At 65.2% G+C, this 16,537-nt stretch carries 20 protein-coding genes; 13 read left to right on the top strand and 7 right to left on the bottom strand.

Going from position 1 to position 16,537, the window contains the following annotated elements; all coding sequences use genetic code 11:
- Positions 1-35: 35 nt before the first annotated feature.
- The 4 genes from rplM to NP3_RS07360 all read left to right on the top strand — a co-directional run bounded on the left by rplM (position 36) and on the right by NP3_RS07360 (position 3,320).
- Entirely contained in the window at positions 36-479 is a 444-nt protein-coding gene (rplM, locus tag NP3_RS07375) for a 50S ribosomal protein L13 (RefSeq protein ID WP_040686710.1), read from the top strand.
- Entirely contained in the window at positions 476-976 is a 501-nt protein-coding gene (rpsI, locus tag NP3_RS07370) for a 30S ribosomal protein S9 (RefSeq protein WP_063039085.1), read from the top strand. Before rplM ends, rpsI begins: the two co-directional genes overlap by 4 nt.
- A gap of 142 nt (positions 977-1,118) precedes the next feature.
- Entirely contained in the window at positions 1,119-2,495 is a 1,377-nt protein-coding gene (gene glmM, locus NP3_RS07365) for a phosphoglucosamine mutase (protein ID WP_063039083.1), read from the top strand.
- A gap of 171 nt (positions 2,496-2,666) precedes the next feature.
- Entirely contained in the window at positions 2,667-3,320 is a 654-nt protein-coding gene (locus NP3_RS07360; protein ID WP_063039081.1) for a type IV toxin-antitoxin system AbiEi family antitoxin, read from the top strand.
- A 71-nt stretch (positions 3,321-3,391) separates the two neighbouring features.
- On the opposite strand, the gene NP3_RS07355 is transcribed toward NP3_RS07360, so the two are convergent.
- A complete protein-coding gene (locus NP3_RS07355) occupies positions 3,392-5,050 on the bottom strand; it encodes an ABC-F family ATP-binding cassette domain-containing protein (protein ID WP_063039131.1) in 1,659 nt (552 codons plus the stop codon).
- A gap of 176 nt (positions 5,051-5,226) precedes the next feature.
- Here NP3_RS07355 and NP3_RS07350 point away from each other — a divergent pair, with 176 nt between their 5' ends.
- The 5 genes from NP3_RS07350 (at position 5,227) to NP3_RS07330 (ending at position 8,424) form a co-directional block, all read left to right on the top strand.
- Entirely contained in the window at positions 5,227-5,424 is a 198-nt protein-coding gene (locus NP3_RS07350) for a PspC domain-containing protein (RefSeq protein ID WP_040686696.1), read from the top strand.
- Between the two features lie 115 nt (positions 5,425-5,539).
- Positions 5,540-5,848 carry a DUF6802 family protein gene (locus NP3_RS07345; protein ID WP_063039079.1) on the top strand — a complete coding sequence of 103 codons (309 nt, stop codon included), beginning with the start codon at positions 5,540-5,542 and terminating at the stop codon, positions 5,846-5,848.
- Between the two features lie 247 nt (positions 5,849-6,095).
- The gene (locus NP3_RS07340) at positions 6,096-6,407 is read left to right on the top strand and encodes a hypothetical protein (RefSeq protein WP_063039077.1); all 312 of its coding nucleotides are present in this window, start codon (positions 6,096-6,098) and stop codon (positions 6,405-6,407) included.
- 38 nt (positions 6,408-6,445) lie between these two features.
- Positions 6,446-8,008 carry a hypothetical protein gene (locus NP3_RS07335; RefSeq protein WP_063039075.1) on the top strand — a complete coding sequence of 521 codons (1,563 nt, stop codon included), beginning with the start codon at positions 6,446-6,448 and terminating at the stop codon, positions 8,006-8,008.
- A gap of 29 nt (positions 8,009-8,037) precedes the next feature.
- Complete coding sequence (locus NP3_RS07330; protein WP_063039073.1) at positions 8,038-8,424, top strand: hypothetical protein; 387 nt, start codon at positions 8,038-8,040, stop codon at positions 8,422-8,424.
- 13 nt (positions 8,425-8,437) lie between these two features.
- Here the strand turns inward: NP3_RS07330 and NP3_RS07325 are convergent, their stop codons facing one another.
- From NP3_RS07325 to NP3_RS07315, 3 genes are all read right to left on the bottom strand, one after another.
- Positions 8,438-9,208: an ESX secretion-associated protein EspG gene (locus tag NP3_RS07325; protein WP_063039071.1), complete on the bottom strand. Its 771-nt coding sequence runs from the start codon at positions 9,206-9,208 to the stop codon at positions 8,438-8,440.
- 137 nt (positions 9,209-9,345) lie between these two features.
- Complete coding sequence (locus tag NP3_RS07320) at positions 9,346-10,509, bottom strand: WXG100 family type VII secretion target (RefSeq protein WP_063039069.1); 1,164 nt, start codon at positions 10,507-10,509, stop codon at positions 9,346-9,348.
- 14 nt (positions 10,510-10,523) lie between these two features.
- Positions 10,524-10,844, bottom strand: a complete 321-nt coding sequence (locus tag NP3_RS07315; protein ID WP_063039066.1) for a hypothetical protein — start codon at positions 10,842-10,844, stop codon at positions 10,524-10,526.
- 273 nt (positions 10,845-11,117) lie between these two features.
- Between NP3_RS07315 and NP3_RS07310 the strand changes: the two genes are divergently transcribed.
- Together NP3_RS07310 and NP3_RS07305 are read left to right on the top strand one after the other, a co-directional pair.
- Positions 11,118-11,567: a DUF6640 family protein gene (locus tag NP3_RS07310; protein WP_063039065.1), complete on the top strand. Its 450-nt coding sequence runs from the start codon at positions 11,118-11,120 to the stop codon at positions 11,565-11,567.
- Positions 11,568-11,593: 26 nt separating this feature from the next.
- Positions 11,594-12,154 carry a TetR/AcrR family transcriptional regulator gene (locus NP3_RS07305; protein ID WP_063039063.1) on the top strand — a complete coding sequence of 187 codons (561 nt, stop codon included), beginning with the start codon at positions 11,594-11,596 and terminating at the stop codon, positions 12,152-12,154.
- Here the strand turns inward: NP3_RS07305 and NP3_RS07300 are convergent, their stop codons facing one another.
- Positions 12,155-13,012: a dienelactone hydrolase family protein gene (locus NP3_RS07300; RefSeq protein ID WP_063039061.1), complete on the bottom strand. Its 858-nt coding sequence runs from the start codon at positions 13,010-13,012 to the stop codon at positions 12,155-12,157. It abuts the gene before it with no gap.
- A 36-nt stretch (positions 13,013-13,048) separates the two neighbouring features.
- Between NP3_RS07300 and glmS the strand changes: the two genes are divergently transcribed.
- The gene (gene glmS / locus NP3_RS07295) at positions 13,049-14,929 is read left to right on the top strand and encodes a glutamine--fructose-6-phosphate transaminase (isomerizing) (protein ID WP_063039059.1); all 1,881 of its coding nucleotides are present in this window, start codon (positions 13,049-13,051) and stop codon (positions 14,927-14,929) included.
- Between the two features lie 174 nt (positions 14,930-15,103).
- On the opposite strand, the gene NP3_RS07290 is transcribed toward glmS, so the two are convergent.
- Positions 15,104-15,442, bottom strand: a complete 339-nt coding sequence (locus tag NP3_RS07290; RefSeq protein WP_063039057.1) for an MFS transporter — start codon at positions 15,440-15,442, stop codon at positions 15,104-15,106.
- A 2-nt stretch (positions 15,443-15,444) separates the two neighbouring features.
- Complete coding sequence (locus tag NP3_RS07285) at positions 15,445-15,867, bottom strand: cupredoxin domain-containing protein (RefSeq protein ID WP_063039055.1); 423 nt, start codon at positions 15,865-15,867, stop codon at positions 15,445-15,447.
- A gap of 120 nt (positions 15,868-15,987) precedes the next feature.
- Here NP3_RS07285 and NP3_RS50295 point away from each other — a divergent pair.
- Positions 15,988-16,537 (top strand): NAD(P)H-hydrate epimerase (locus tag NP3_RS50295; protein WP_245720848.1); only part of this gene is annotated, 550 nt, incomplete at its 3' end.

The raw sequence follows: 16,537 nt of genomic DNA, 5'->3' as shown, positions 1-16,537 counted from the left end.
TGGCTGGCAACACCGACTACAGACAGGGAACCACTGTGCCTACGTACAGCCCCAAGGCGGGTGACGTGACCCGTAAGTGGTACGTCATCGACGCCACTGACGTAGTGCTCGGCCGTCTCGCCGTCCAGGCAGCGAATCTGCTGCGCGGCAAGACCAAGCCGACCTACGCGCCGAACTTCGATGGTGGCGACTTCGTCATCATCATCAACGCCGACAAGGTTGCCATCTCCGGCAACAAGAAGGCGGACAAGCTGATCCACCACCACAGCGGACACCCGGGCGGCCTCAAGTCGCGCACTGTCGGTCAGGTGTTGGAGTCGCGCCCCGATCGTCTCGTGGAGAAGGCCGTCAAGGGCATGATCCCGAAGAACAAGCTCGGCAACGCCATCGCGGGCAAGCTGAAGGTCTACGCGGGCCCGACGCATCCGCACGCCGCTCAGCAGCCCATTCCGTTCGAGATCAAGCAGGTGGCCCAGTGACCGCTCCTGAGGAATTCAACGAGGACTACGCCGAGGACGCCAACGTCGAGGTCGTGGACGAGGACTACGGCTACGAGGCCGAGCCCGCCGCCTACGCCCCGGTCGTGATCGACCGCCCGGTGCAGACCGTCGGTCGTCGCAAGGAGGCCGTCGTTCGCGTGCGTCTGCTGCCGGGTACCGGCAACTTCGTGCTCAACGGCCGCACCATCGAGGACTACTTCCCGAACAAGGTGCACCAGCAGCTGGTCAAGTCGCCGCTGGTGACCGTCGAGCGGACCGAGTCCTTCGACATCCACGCGCGTCTTGTCGGCGGTGGCCCCTCGGGCCAGGCCGGTGCGCTGCGTCTGGCCATCGCCCGTGCGCTCATCGAGGTCACCCCGGACGACCGCCCCGCCTTGAAGCGGGCCGGCTTCCTGACGCGTGACCCGCGTGCTACCGAGCGTAAGAAGTACGGCCTCAAGAAGGCCCGTAAGGCGCCCCAGTACTCGAAGCGCTGATTTTGGCTACGTCGGCCACCGTCATCCGCCACCCTGGAGGTGTCGGAGGCGGTACGGTCGGCGGGGCACCTGTGCGAGAGCAGGCTCCCAGCACGGCTGGGTGCCTGCTCTCGTGCTGTATCTACGATGAGGGGCGAGGGTAGTGGGACGTTTGTTCGGCACCGACGGAGTCCGTGGGCTTGCCAATGAATCGCTGAGTCCGGAACTGGCGCTGCGGGTTTCCGGTGCCGCCGCGCAGATCCTGAGTCGCGGCAAGGAGCGCGCGCTCGCCGTGGTCGGTCGCGATCCACGCGCCAGCGGTGAGATGCTCGAGGCCGCGGTGACCGCGGGCCTGACCGCCGCGGGCGTGAATGTGCTTTCGGTAGGTGTACTTCCGACTCCGGCCGTGGCGTATCTGACCGGTCTGTACGACGCCTGTCTCGGCGTAATGATCTCGGCCTCGCACAATCCCATGCCGGACAACGGAATCAAGATCTTCGCGGCGGGTGGGCACAAGCTCGATGACGCGATCGAGGACCGGATCGAGGCGTTGATCGCCGAAGACGCGACGCTGCGGCCGATCGGTGCGGGGATCGGTCGCGTGCTGAACGCTTCCGGCGCCCGCGATCACGGGCTGGTGATCCCGAATCAATACAGCGAGGCGGGCACGCACGAGCGGTACGTCGAGCATCTGGTCGAGGCGACCGGACAGGACCTGTCCGGGCTGACCGTCGTCGTCGACTGTGCGCACGGTGCGGCCTCCGAGGTCGGACCCGCGGCCTACCGTGCGGCCGGTGGGACGGTCATCGCGATCAATGCCGAACCGGACGGCCTCAACATCAATGATGGTTGCGGTTCAACGCATCTCGAACAAATTCAGCACGCGGTACGCGAGTACGACGCCGACCTCGGCATCGCACACGACGGCGACGCCGACCGCACGTTGGCCGTCGATGCCGACGGCGCCGTCGTCGACGGTGACGCGATCCTGGCCATCCTCGCGCTTGCCATGCACGAGACCGGTTCGCTCGTCCAGAACACGCTGGTCGCCACGGTCATGAGCAATCTGGGCCTGCACATCGCGATGCGCGAAGCGGGAATCACCTTGCGCACCACCGCCGTTGGCGACCGGTACGTCCTCGAGGAGTTGCGTCGCGGCGGCTACAACCTCGGCGGTGAACAGTCCGGCCACGTGGTTTTCCCCGACTACGGCACCACCGGCGACGGCATCCTCACCGGATTGAAACTGATGGCCCGTATGGCGCAAACCGAACGCACGCTGGCCGATTTGGCTTCGGTGCTGCAGACCGTGCCGCAGGTGCTGGTGAACGTCCCGGTTACCGACAAGGCCACGGTCGCCGCCGCCCCCGAAATCCGTGAGGCGGTAGCGGAAGCCGAACGAGCCCTCGGGGACTCCGGGCGAATCCTGTTGCGCCCCAGTGGAACCGAGCAACTCGTTCGGGTGATGGTCGAGGCGACCGACCCGGTTCAAGCCCAGCAGTTGGCCGACGATCTGGCCAAGCGCGTCGCCGCGGTGTAGTTGGGGAATCGGCCGCACGCCCTGGCCGCTTCGGGTGGCCGGGGCCGGTACGAGGCCCGAAGGTTCGCTGCGGCATGGCGAGTTGTCCACAGGGAATCGGTTATCCACAGACTTTCTGTCCGCGCTGGTCGGGCACCGAGGGCGAGGTTCGGTTTCGCCGATAGTTGGCGTATGCGACCAGGCCTGGAAGAAGTACGGGACAAGCAATTCGGGGTATTCACCTCATGGCAGGTGCTATGCGAGTTCACCCGCGCGGAGATGCGAACGCTGCTCGACCGAGGCGAATGGGTCCGCGTCTTCCGCGGCGTCTTCCGCGAAGCAACGACCCCACCCTCCGCCCAACTCCGTGTCGAAGCGGCCCGACTATCCATGGGAGTGCCAACCCTGACCGCCGCCTACCACACAGCCGCGGAACTGCACGGTTTCCCGATACCGCACAGCCAACCCACCCACGTACTGGGTATTCAGGATTCACGATCCTGCCGCCTGATCGTGCATCGTGACCACGTCGACCAAGCCGAACTGGAACTGATCCACGGCGTAGTCGCCACCAACCCCACCCGAACCGCAATCGACGTAGCTCGCGCAGCGCCCCACCACGAAGCCCTGGCCACCCTGGAAGCCGCACTCCGCCTGGGCATCTCCCGCACAGCCCTCACCACCGAACTCCAACGCCACCACAGACGCCGTGGCCACGCCCAAGCCGCCGAACTGATCCCCTTGGCGGCCTCTCACCTCAAATCGCCCTTCGCCACCCACCTGCACTGCACGGGACCATCCCGCCTCGCCCTTGGGCCCACGGCATCCCCAGGTGCGCGTCGATGATGCGCGGCTCAGCAAGCGGCACCCACAGTTCGCCGGGCAGCGACCCCGACCCGATCAGCCGCGGAAATCACCTAGCTTTCGGTGAGATGGCCGTTGTTCATGTGCCAGCGGCGGGTCGCGGTGACCGAGTCGAGCATGCGGCGGTCGTGGGTAACCAGAAGCATTGTGCCTTCGAAGGATTCGATGGCCTGCTCGAGTTGTTCGATGGCGGGGAGGTCGAGGTGGTTGGTCGGTTCGTCGAGCACCAGCAGGTTGACGCCGCGGGCTTGGAGCAGGGCGAGTGCGGCGCGGGTGCGTTCGCCGGGAGAGAGCGTTTCGCAGGACCGCAGGACATGTGGGCCGCGCAGACCGAATTTGGCCAGCAGGGTGCGGACATCGGCGTCGGGCCAGTCGGGCATTTCGGCGCTGAAAGTTTCCGCGAGGGCGGCACTTCCGCTGAAGAGGCCGCGCGCCTGGTCGACCTCGCCGATTTCGACCCCGGAGCCCAGTGTGGCAGTTCCGTTGTCCGGCTGGATTTTTCCGAGCAGCAGAGCCAGGAGTGTGGACTTGCCCGAACCATTGGCGCCGGTCAGCACGATACGGTCGGCCCAGTCGACCTGAGTGGTGATCGGGCCGAGCTCGAAATCCCCTCGGGTGAGGGTGGCATTCGACAACGTGGCGACCACCGAGCCGCTGCGCGGCGCCGCCGCGATGGACATGCGCAGCTCCCACTCCTTGCGCGGCTCCTCGACCACATCCAGACGCTCGATGCGCCGTTGGGTCTGGCGGGCCTTGGCGGCCTGCTTCTCGGTGGATTCGGCGCGCATCTTGCGGCCCGCCTTGTCGGAATCGACCTTCCTGGGGTCGCGGGCCTTTCGGCGAGCATTGCGAACGCCGTGTTCGAGCCAGTTGCGTTGCATTTGGGCGCGGGCTTCGAGCCCGGCCTTGGTGTCGGCGTACTCCTCGTAGGCCTCGCGCGCGTGCTGGCGGGCGATCTCACGCTCCATCAGATACGCCTCGTAGCCGCCGTCGTAGATTCCGACTTGCTGCTGCGCGAGATCGAGCTCGACAATGCGATTCACGGTGCGCGCCAAGAACTCTCGGTCGTGACTGATCACCATCAGCGGCACCCGCACGCCGGTCACGAACTGTTCCAGCCGGGCGAGACCGTCGAGATCCAGATCGTTCGTCGGCTCGTCGAGCAGCAGAATGTCGAACCGGGACAACAGAACCGAAGCGAGTCCGGCGCGGGCCGCCTGGCCGCCGGAGAGGCCGGTCATCGCGGTGTCGAGGCCGTTCGGCAGGCTTTCCGTGAGACCGAGATCCGCCGCGACCTCCTCGGCCCGCTGGTCCAGATCGGCGCCGCCGAGCGCGAGCCAGCGCTCCAGGGCTGGCGAATATTCGTCCGCACCGCCGTCGGCCAAACGCTCTGCCGCGGCATCCATGATCCGCTGTGCTTCGGCGACACCTGTTCGGCGGACGAGGAATTCGAGCACCGTCTCCCCAGGGATCCGCTCCGGCTCCTGCGCCAAGTACCCGACGGTGGCGTCGGGCGGGGACAGCGTGATGCTGCCGGTGGGTGTCGATCGGTTCGCGAGCATGCGCAGCAGCGTCGACTTGCCCGCCCCGTTCATGCCGACCAAACCGATCACATCACCTGGCGCGAGGGTGAAATCGAGGTCGTCGAACAGGGTGCGTTCGCCGTGGCCCGCGGAGAGTCCGCGCGCGTGCAGAGTGGTGCTCACCAGCATGAGTCTGCCGTGTCCGTGCCGCACCGGCATCGCGGGGTCCTGTCGGTGCTCGGGGTTGCACCCTGAGTCCGCGGCCTGCGGAAATCAGGGTCGGGATAGGTCATGCGACCGATGTAAAGCGTTGTTTTCCCCGGCAGAGTTGATGTCGTACCGAACATCACCAGAGAGGGAACACAATGACCGCCCCCGCGCCCACCCGCCGACTCACCCGCTCCACCCACGACAAGTGGATCGCCGGCGTCTGCGGTGGCATCGCCGAATACTTCGGCTGGAACGCCAACGTCGTCCGGTTGCTGTTCGTCCTGTCCTGCTTGCTCCCGGGCCCGCAGTTCGTCGTGTATCTGGTGCTGTGGCTGATCATTCCGAAAAAGTGATTGTCCCCAATAATTAGGACGGGGAGCTGCGTTCGGGACTCGCGGATGACACTATGGACCGGTACCCACCGATCGACCGCCGTGTCACCCACGCGAGTCCCGACCAGGAGGAGTCATGATCACCTCAGGTGAATTCCCGGGCATGGATCTGCCCGGCATCGACGCATCCTCTTCCATGGACGGCCTCGGAGAAGTCGAACTGCACCACCCGACCCAGGACATCGACGGCGACGGCACCCTCGACACCTTCACCACCACCGGCCCCGAGGCCATGCAGGTGTGGACCGACTGGGACCACGACGGCATCGCCGACCAGGTCACCGTGGTCGAGAAGGACGGCGATTACTCCGCGTGGGAGTTCCATCGGCATCCGGACGGGACTTCCGAGTGGGTGCGGACCGATCAGGGGAAGATCGGGCACTAGCCTCTGGTTTGTCGGCCCGGCCCGGCCCTGTTCTCGGGGTCGGGCCTTACTCATTTCTTCTGCGACGCGTCGACGCTTGGTTGTAGCCGATAGACCCACCCAGTAGATTTCTGCGCATGCGACCTGGGCCGATCGATCCGATGGAACCGGATCCCGCCTGTACGCGTCGAAGGAAGTAGAGCAAGTACTCGGCGCGAGCTGGATCGCCGCCGCACGATCGGACGACAGGACTGGAGGGGCCTTACCGATGACCGATTCGAGCCAGATGTTGGGCGTCAAGACCGGGGAACTCGGTCAGTTCGGCAGCGACCTGCAGCTGTCGGCGGCTGTGGTGACGAACAGCGCCAAGCGGATATCCGACAATATGTTCGGCGACGGGGATGCCGGGCGTAACTACGCGACCCAGGGGAAAGCAATCCACAGCGGGTTGGAAAATGTCGTGAAATGGCTGAAAGCTTGGGGATCGGCCGGTGCGGCCATCGGTGATACGGCGGGTGCGGCCAGCATCGTGTATTCCGATACCGACAAAGAGAATGCGGACAAGACCAAAAATGCTTAGTCATATTCCGAAGCTGGCGGGTTCGAAGGAGTCATAGCATGGCGGATACCACGTCACCCGACATCAGCGGTAAGAATGCCGATGCAATTCTCGATGCGGGGTCGTCAGGACTGCAGTTCTTTGCTCAGTTGATCGAGCGTTATAAGAAAGCGTTCGGGCATGATCCGAGTCTGACCTTGAATCAAATCTACGCCAGGTATGACGAACAGCGAGGCATGAACCTGGAAAAGCTGGCCAATACGGCTACCGCTCTCCGTTCATCGCTCAACGAGGTTGATACCCAGTGGGATACGCAGTATGCACTGTCGCAGAAGTTGGACACGATATGGCAGGGGCAGGCGGCTGGAGCCGCGAAGTATATGTTCGGGCAGCAGCTTGCGATGGCCAAGGAGGACCGACTTAAGGCTAGGGCCGCGCTCGATGCGATTACAACCGTAGTGCCGAAGCTTCGGTCGGCGGTTCAATCGAAGGCGGATCACGTCCACGAACTGGCAAGCAGTTCTGGCGAAGTAAAGGTCGACGGCAAGTCGCCCTCGGATATCGACGAGATAATCAAAGGCGCCAATACCGGCTGGTCGGATTTTTCGTGGAAGGATTGGGGTATCGTTGCCGCGGTTGGTGTCGTTACCGCCGGTGCCGGCACTTCGACCGCGGCCGAAGTGTTGGGTTTCGATAAGGAATCGACAAAGAAGGTCAGCCGTAAGTGGCTCGATGATGTTTTCAAGAAGAAATTCGAGGACACGCTGACCAACTTCGTGGACAAGTGTAATTCGACCGATACGGCGATCAAAGAGGCGTATCCGTTGCTGGTCAAGGCCATGGAGGATTTGGACAGCAACCCTTATCCACGCCCGCAAGGGACCACCACGGACAAGACGAACAACAATCCCACCAACAACAACTCCACCACGACTTCGTCGACCCCGGGTCCCGGGACGACGACCCCGAGCACGACTACCTCGACGCCGACGACTACAACCACGGCAACGACGCCCACCACCACGGCGAGCAATCTCCTGTCCGGGCTGTCCTCCCTTACCTCTGCGGCATCGCAATTGACTTCACTCGGTCAGACCGTCGGTCAAGGACTCACCTCTCTGGGCACTTCGATCAAGGACGGGATCGATAATGCGGTGCAGGAGATCGAAAAGATTCTCAACCCGACGAGTACTGAAGACAAGGATGGCGACGGCAAGCCGGATGACAACAGTAAATCGGGTGCCGAGTTCGATTTGGCCGGAAAGCATTTGAAGTTCGAGATGGGCCAGGACGGACAGTTGAAACTCGTCTCGACCGATGCCGACGGAAAGTCGCACGAGTACAGCATGAAGCTGGACGAGAACGGTGCACCGGTTATCTCGGACACCGAGGTCGAGAAGGAAGGCGAAGATCCGGGGGGCGCTTCTTCCTCTGACAACTCGCAGCAGGAGGAGGACACAGGAAGTCCGGGCACAACCTCCGGCGTGCCTACCGGAACGGGCACCAAGCGGGAAGAGGACGGCGAGCACACGCCGGACCCGGCGCTTACCGGCACCGAGGAAGAGAAACCCGAGCAACCTATCGATAGTGGGGCGCAACTCGCCGAGGCCGGCCCGCTCTAGCAAGTGGATGCGATCAGTGGAGGTGCACGATGACGAACTACTCGGAAGAGATCGAGCGGATATTCGAAGAGCACGACCGCCGGTCTCGGATGCTGCGCGAGGAACTCGTAGAGATCGAGCAGCGAAGTGCAGAGCGGGGACGCGACTTCGTTGAACAAATGAACGAAGAAATGCGCACGTTCTGGGAAGAACGCGCTGAGGAGTTGGAGAAGGCACAGGCGGAGGCGGACGAGCGAGAACGTCGCGAGACCGAGGCTCGTGCCGAGCAGGAACGCCTCGCCGCCGAGGCACGGGAGCAGCGCGAGGCGATCGCACGGTCGATCGCAGCCCGCAAAGCTCACGATGTCGTCACACCGATCGACGAGGATGACGACCCTGAGTCCGAGTACTACCGCCGCAAGAGCTGGTTGATCTGAGGATTGCCGGGGTCTACCAGCGGTCTTCTTCGGCCTGTCGGAGGCGTTGGGTTGTTTGGTCGATCCAGGTGGTGAAGTGGGTGGTAAGGGCGGTGGGGGTGGTGGGGCGGACGGTTATGTGCTGGGAGCGGTGTTCGGTGTAGCGGCCGTCGTTGGTGATGTCGTGCCATTGGATGGTGGTCAGGGGGGTGGTGAGTTTGTTGGCGGGGCCGGTGTGGAGCAGGGCGGAGCCGCCGCCGTCGGCGGGGCGGTTGAGGAGGCGTTGGTAGCGCTCGCGAGGAGAGTTGCGGGTGACGCTCTCGAGGTGGCTGTTGGGGCGGCCGTAGATGTCGTCGGGGTGGAAGGTGGCTGGTGGGTTGGTGCCCGGGGCACAGGGAGGAAGGGAGCTGGTGAGTTGGGCGGGGAGGTGGTCCACGGGGAACAGGCGGCAGCGGATGGGGCCATTGGTGTCGCCGAAGGTGGCTTGGGCCAGTGACATGGCGTGGGGGCCGGTGCGGGCGCCGACGATTCGGTAGACGCGGACGCCGCCTGCCGGGTTCTTGTGTTGGGTTGTGCCGCCGAAGATCTGGATGCGAATAGTCGAGGCGGTAAGGGTGTGCAGGGCGAGTTGGATCTCCTCGAGTTCGTCGGCGGAGTAGCGCTCGCGCATGGTGACCCGGTGCGTGTCGAAGTTGTCACGGTAGGCGAAGCGGCTGGTGAAGCGGAGTGGATTGGGGAAGCGGTCGTTCGCGGGGCTGAACCACAGTGCGGCGAAATCGTCCGGCTCCCAAGTCCATTCAGCCATCTGGAGATTCCAATCGATCGTGCGGGTGGTTCGTGACGGGTGCGTGCGTCCGTTTGCGTTTCTGACCAACAGCCGCGCTGGCCCGCATGGACGATCCCGGCCTGCGTCGAGCGCGGCCGGAGGGTGTTGTGCGGCGGTCAGGTGCGGGCCGACGGGGGCGGGGATTCCGGATCTTCGCCGATTACGCCGCCGGGGAGGGTGCGCGCGATCTCACCGAGTAGTTCTTCGGTATTGGCGGCGTTGATGAGGTAGTCCGGTATCTGGTGGGTGCTGTCCTCATCGGACTTGCCGCGGCCCGCGCCGGCGCCCATACCGCCCATGCCCATTCCACTGCGCCCGGTCGAGGTGGATGTAGTGGCCGCTGCCGCAGCGGGATTGGTCGAAGTTGTGGTGGGCGTCCCGACTACGGTGCGGCCGGGACTCGGCGACGTCGAGGTGGAACTGCCTGCCGAGCCCGGCGAACCCGTGCCGATGGGGGTGGAACTCGGGGTTGTCGCGGTGCTCGACGTTGTCGCGGTTGTGTTGCTCGGTGTCGTCGTGGTCGGTGTCGTCGACGCCGTGCTGCTCGGGTTCGTCGAGCTCGAGGTGGTATCTGTCGGATTGGTGTCCGTGGACGTGGTCTCCTCGGGAGACTTGCCCTCGGATTCGGTCCCATCCTTGGTCTCACCGCCAGTCGAGGTGCCGCCCGTCGGGCCCCCGGAGGTCCCGCCGGGACCGGACGATCCCGGTTCGTTGCCGCCGGATTTGATCGGCCCGGAGATGTCCAGTGGATTGGTCGGGTCGAGTGCGGTGGGCAGCACGGGAACTCGTCCGTCGAACTCGGCGAATTTGTTCACGTAGTTGGTGAGCATGGCGTTGCGGGCTCCGGCGGTCGCCTCGTTCTTGGTGTTTTCTTCTTCGTGGGCGCGAGGCGGCCAGACGTTCGCGGTCCAGGAGTGGTGGTTGGCTTCCGGAATTCCGTTGGCGACGTTGCGGACTCCGTCGGCGGCGGCTTCCATGTCGTTCGACATCTGGGTGATCAATGGCGTCAGCTCGTGAGCGCTGGTGACGTAGCGGTTGATCGCGTCTTTGGCTTTATCTGCGGCCGAGCCTTCCCATGCTTCGGCGATCGAGCCCTGGACGGATCGAGCGAAAGTCTCCAGACCCTGGTCCCATTGGGTGGCCACGTTGGAGTAGGTCATGGCCGCGCCGTGGGCATTCTTCGGATCCAGCGGTTTGAAGGCTTCCTCGATTTCGGTACGTTCCCAATGGAATACGTTCTCCCCGTGCGGGGGGATTCTCGTGGGCTCATTGCCTGACATTGAATCGCCCTTCCTTACAGACCCGGCCAGGAGAAGATCTTCGGCGTCGCCGGGGCCTGCTGCGGCAGGTTGTCCTTCAAGTCCTTGTGCTGTGCTGCCTGGTCGGTATCGACACCGGTAATGCGTTCGCGGACAGCGCGGAACAGGGTCTGGAAGTCTTCGACGACCTCGTAACGCGACTCCATCACCGCATAGACGCTGTTGTCCGAGCCTTGGGCCTTCGTCCGCCAGCAGGCGACCATTGTCTCTGCCGAGACCAGATCCCGGTCACCCTGCTCGGTGAAATGCTCACTGACGAAAACGGACCCAACCACGAGCTTCCCCCTGCCGACCATGTGGTCCTCCCCGGTCGCCGGATGTCGATGACATCGAACAGGGCCGGACCGGCTCCCCGCCCCCTATTCAGCTGGGTCGACCGTACCGAGCGGTCGACCACCGTGCAAGCGCCGCACAACCGAGTTCCACTGGTCCTCCACGGCCCGTAGTCCAGTCGAACCACCCGGAATGCCAACGGCCCGTTGACAGTCCGCAGTGCGCAGCCCTACGGTTGAATCGGAATCGGAATCGGAATCGGATTCCGGTTCCGTCAACTGACCGATAGGACCCTCATGACCACCCACTGGACCCTCCCGCGAATCCTCGTCGGCGCCGTCCTCCTCAACACCCTCATCGGCCCCCTCCTTGCCGACCTGGTCATCCCCGACATAGCCGACCTGCACCTGCACAACCCGGCCTGGCCCCCACATGCCAAATTCCACGACGCCCAATACATCGGCATGGGCACACTCATCGGCGCGATCGGGCTGGTGGTCCTATGGCAGCGAACGGGGAACCTGCGCGCCCGGTTCTATCTGGCTGCCGCACTCGGATCGGTCACCTGGCTGGCCATGTTCGGCGCGCTGCTCTTCCCCGGCACCGCAGCCCAGGATCCGGAGCACGCCGCCGAAGCGGCCAGGGTCATCGGCATGGACCCGCAACTGTTCATCGCGTTGGTGATGCTGATCGCCTTGGCGGTGGCGATCGTCGTCGAGCGCACCCGCGCACCGATCCGGGTCTAACCTACGACCGGCAGACAGGGAGATAGATGACCGACCCGAACACCCGCAAACTCCGCACCGACGCCGCCCGCAATCGCGACCAGGTCCTCGCAACCGCGACGGCACTGTTCGCCGAACGCGGTGACGAAGTGCAGATGGCCGATGTGGCCCGCGCGGCCGGGGTCGGGGTCGGCACCATCTATCGCCATTTCCCGACTCGCCGCGCCCTGATCGAGGCGGCTGCCGAGCAGCGTTTCGCCGGGATTCTCGAGCATGTGCGCCGCACCTGCCTGCCGAATCCGGATACGCGGCAGGCACTGGCCGGTTTCCTCAGCCACGTCGCCGAAGTGCACGAGCAGGGGCGTGCACTGTCCGGCACCATCGAGTCGATGCTCGGCGACACCGAACCGCGCGGTACGGTACGCGACGACCTGGCCGAACTCGGCGCGGAACTGCTGGCCAGGGGGCGAGGCGACGGCAGTATTCGCGCGGATGCGACCGTCGCCGACCTCTATATGATCGTCGGCGCGGTCGCCACGATCAGCCGCGACGGATTCGGCGATTGGCGGCGGTTCATTGAACTCGCGCTCGACGGTCTCCGGCCATGATCACTTGCGCAACAACTGCGCGAGTTGCATGACCGAGAGCTTCGGCTTCTCCTCTTCGCGCGGCGCTTCCGGATCGACGACCGTGGCGTGCGGGATTACCGCTTCCGGATCGGAAAACGCCGCGTATGTCTTATCGCGCAACAGTTTGTGCAGCAGAAAACCGGTGAGCAGCGCCCGCGTCGTCCGCGCGGTCTTGGCTTCGTGTTTGCCTACCCCCAACGCCGCCAGCGCGCGACGCCCTTCGACAATGCCGTTGTGCGACGCCCCGTCGACCGCCCGCAGCACCACCGGCCCGGCCCACGCGGCGGTCAGCGGGATCGCATTCGAGCTGACCGATTCGATATCGGTCGCCCCCGCCAACACCAACGCGGGTGTGTCGATATCCGGTGCGATGGTCTCGGCGGACGGCGCGGTCGGCGCTGGATAGAGGGCGGCAACCGCGGCGACGCGACGCTGTCCGGCGGCGATCACCGCGGCGCCCGCGCCCATGCCGTGCCCGGCCAGTGCCATCCGGTCCGGATGCACGCTGATCGCACCGTCACCGAGCCGGACGCTGGTGCAGATATCGAGCGTGGTGAGCAGATCGGTGGCCAATCCGAGGTGTGACGGAATCGGCCCGCGCTCGGTATCCGGGGCCGCGGCCACAAAACCCCAGGACGCCAGGTGTTCGAGCGTGGCGCGATAGTTGGCGGCGCCGGTCAGCCAGCCGTGGCCGAATGCGACCGCGGGTAGATTCAGTCCGGACTCCGGGGTGAACACCACGCCGGGCTGACCGGCGATGGCGAGATTGCCACGCAGTACGCGGTGGGGTCCCCGGCTGGTCAGGGTGCTCAGGAGTGATTTCACAGACGCCGACACGACGTGAACGTTATCCGATAAGTACTCTGGTGAGCCATGTGCGGAATCGTGGGGTACGTCGGGTACCGGGACGCTCTCGGCGTTGTCGTTGACGCGTTGCGCCGCATGGAATATCGAGGATACGACTCCGCGGGCGTCGCGATCCTGGATGGCACGGGCGTGTTGGCGGTGGAACGCAAGGCGGGCAAACTGGCCAATCTCGAGGCCGAACTCGCCGAAGTGGGGGCCGACCAGTTCGCGGGCACCACCGGCATGGGACACACTCGCTGGGCCACCCACGGCGCGCCGACCGACCGCAACGCCCATCCGCACCGCGACATCACCAACAAGGTGGCCGTGGTGCACAACGGCATCATCGAGAACTTCGCCCCGCTGCGCCGGGAGCTAGAAGACGTCGGCGTCGAGCTGAGCAGTGACACCGACACCGAGGTCGCCGTGCACCTGGTGGCGCGCGCGTACGCCGAAGGCCCCACCGCGGGTGATTTCGCGGCAAGCGCGCTGGCCGTGCTGCGCCGGTTGGAGGGTGCGTTCACGCTGGTCTTCACCCATGCCGACCATCCGGACGTCATTGTCGCCGCGCGCCGCTCGACGCCGCTGGTCGTCGGTGTCGGCAAGGGCGAGATGTTCATCGCCTCCGATGTCACCGCATTCATCGAGCACACCCGCGAGGCCGTCGAACTCGGCCAGGACCAGGCCGTCGTGATCACCGCCGACACCTACACGGTTACCGACTTCGCGGGCAATGACGGATCGGCGCGTACTCGCCCGTTCACCATCGACTGGGATCTGGCCGCCGCCGAGAAGGGCGGGCACGACTTCTTCATGCTGAAGGAGATCGAGGAACAGCCCGCCGGTGTCGCCGACACGCTGATCGGCCACTTCACTCACGACGAGGCCGGTGGCCGGATCGTGCTGGACGAGCAGCGCCTCGCCGATCAGGAACTGCGCGACTTCGACAAGGTATTCGTCGTCGCCTGCGGCAGTTCCTATCACGCCGGACTGTTGGCCAAGTACGCGATCGAGCACTGGACCCGGCTGCCCGTCGAGGTCGAGCTGGCCAGCGAATTCCGTTATCGCGACCCGGTTTTGGACCGGTCCACGCTGGTGGTGGCGATCTCGCAGTCGGGTGAGACCGCCGACACGCTCGAGGCGGTGCGGCACGCGAAGGAGCAGAAGGCGCGCGTGCTCGCCATCTGCAATACCAATGGCGCACAGATTCCGCGCGAGTCCGATGCGGTGCTCTACACCAGGACCGGACCGGAGATCGGTGTCGCGTCCACCAAGGCGTTCCTGGCGCAGGTGGCCGCGAACTATCTGGTCGGGCTGGCCCTGGCGCAGGCGCGCGGCACCAAGTATCCGGATGAGGTGGCCCGCGAGTTCGCCGAACTCGAGGCCATGCCGCACCTGGTGCAGCAGGTACTGGAGACCGCGCCGCAGGTGCGCGCGATCGCCAGGGAACTGGCGCACGTGCCGACCGTGCTGTTCCTCGGCCGCCACGTCGGCTATCCGGTGGCGCTGGAGGGTGCGCTCAAGCTCAAGGAACTCGCGTACATGCACGCCGAGGGATTCGCGGCGGGTGAGCTCAAGCACGGCCCGATCGCGCTGATCGAGGAGGGGCTGCCGGTGATCGTCGTCATGCCCTCACCCAAGGGACGCGCGGTACTGCACTCGAAGCTGCTGAGCAATATCCGTGAGATCCAGGCCCGCGGCGCCCGCACCATCGTGATCGCCGAGGAGGGCGACGACACGGTGCGCCCGTTCGCCGACGATCTCATCGAGATCCCTTCGGCGCCAACGCTTTTCCAGCCCTTGCTGTCGACCGTTCCGCTGCAGATCTTCGCCGCCGAGGTGGCTCAGGCGCGCGGCTACGACATCGACAAGCCCCGCAACCTGGCCAAGTCCGTCACCGTCGAATAGCGCCTGGTCGATCTATCCCTCCGCCCGACCGGCCCAGCTCTCGCGCGAGCTTGCGTGCAGACTTCACTGGTGCCGGAGCCTAGGTGGCGCTCGGTGGAGAGAGCTCGCGTGGCTTGTTCGGCAGGGCAGCTTGGTAGATCTATCGCGCGGCGACGCCGACGAGACCGGCCAGCCCTACCGAGGCGACGAGCAGGAAGGTGAGCCGCCAACCGAACTGCTGGCCGAGCAGAGTGCCAGCGGCACGCCGACGATGGTCGCGACGGTCAGTCCGGTGAACATCATGGCGATCGCTCCGGCCTTGCGATCCGGGCCGACCAGATTTCCGGCGACCACCGATCCGATGCCGAAGAAGGCGCCGTGCGCGAGCGGGGCGACGATACGTCCGGGCAGCATGAAGCCGAAAGTCGGTGTGAGCGCAGACAATACGTTGCCAGCGACCAGCAGCAACAGGCTGATGAGCAGCATGCGCTTGCGGGATACCCGGGTCTGGTGGATCGGCGAATGCCGTCGCACCGCTATTCGACGGTGACGGTGCCGCGCATCTGGGGGTGCAGGGAGCACAGGTAGCGGTAGGTGCCGGGGGCGAAGAAGGTGTAGCTCCATTCGCCTTTGTCGAAGATCGGGCTGTTGATGCCCATGGCCTTATCGCCGATGCCCTGGACGGTGTGCGGAACGGAGTCCTTGAATTTCCAGGTCACGGTCTCGCCGACCTTGACGGTGACCTCGGCGGGCGAGAACTTCATATCCGTGACTTCGACGGTGACGGCGGCGGGTTTCGAATCGCCGGACTTGGTGGTCGTCGGCTGGCCTGCCTTCGCGGTGGTCGACGCGGCGGTCGAGCTCGTATCGCTGGAACCGCAGCCCGCCAGCAGTAGTGTCGCGGCCAGGACGAATCCGGTTGCGATCCGGGTGGACATCGCGCGGCGCACCATCGGCATGACGGCCAAGCGTAGTCTGCTGACGGTGCGGGCCCGCGCGGCACCATGGTGTTGCCGCTCCGGCGTATCCCGGACGAGCGGAACCGCAGTGCCCGATCGACACAGTGGAGGCGAGCGTCCATGTCCAGCCAGCGAGGCTATTTCACCGCTGATGAAGTGCGCGCGGCCGAGGCCGAGCTGTTCACCCGTGTCCCCGAGGGCATGCCCATGCATCGGGCGGCCTACGGATTGGCGACGGTGGTCGCGAGCGAGTTGCGTGCGCGGACCGGCGGCATCGCGGGCAGGTCGGTGCTGCTGCTCGTTGGCTCCGGCGATAACGGCGGCGACGTGCTCTGGGCCGGATCAATGCTGCGTCGCCGCGGCGTCGCCGTGTCCGCTCTGCTGCTGAATCCGGAACGCGCCCACGCGAAAGGCCTTTCCGCCCTGCGAAAGGCTGGTGGCCGGATCCGAACTGCGTCGGATGTATTGCGTGCCGATGGTGCGAGCTCGGCCACGTCAGGCGACGCCGGATCGATTCCCGCCGGGGCGGTTAGCGCGCCGGGGGGGAATTCTGTTGAGCTAGGTGGCGCAACGGGCTCGAGCTTCGATGGGGCGGGTGAAGCGACGAGGGCAAGTTTCCTTGGACGGGGCGCGGTCGGGTCGAGTCCCATCGGATCGGCTGGCTTCGCCG

This window comes from Nocardia pseudovaccinii NBRC 100343 (assembly GCF_001613225.1).
Taxonomy (GTDB): domain Bacteria; phylum Actinomycetota; class Actinomycetes; order Mycobacteriales; family Mycobacteriaceae; genus Nocardia; species Nocardia pseudovaccinii.
Note: the sequence above shows the minus strand (reverse complement) of the source record. Positions and strands in the feature narration are given on the sequence as shown.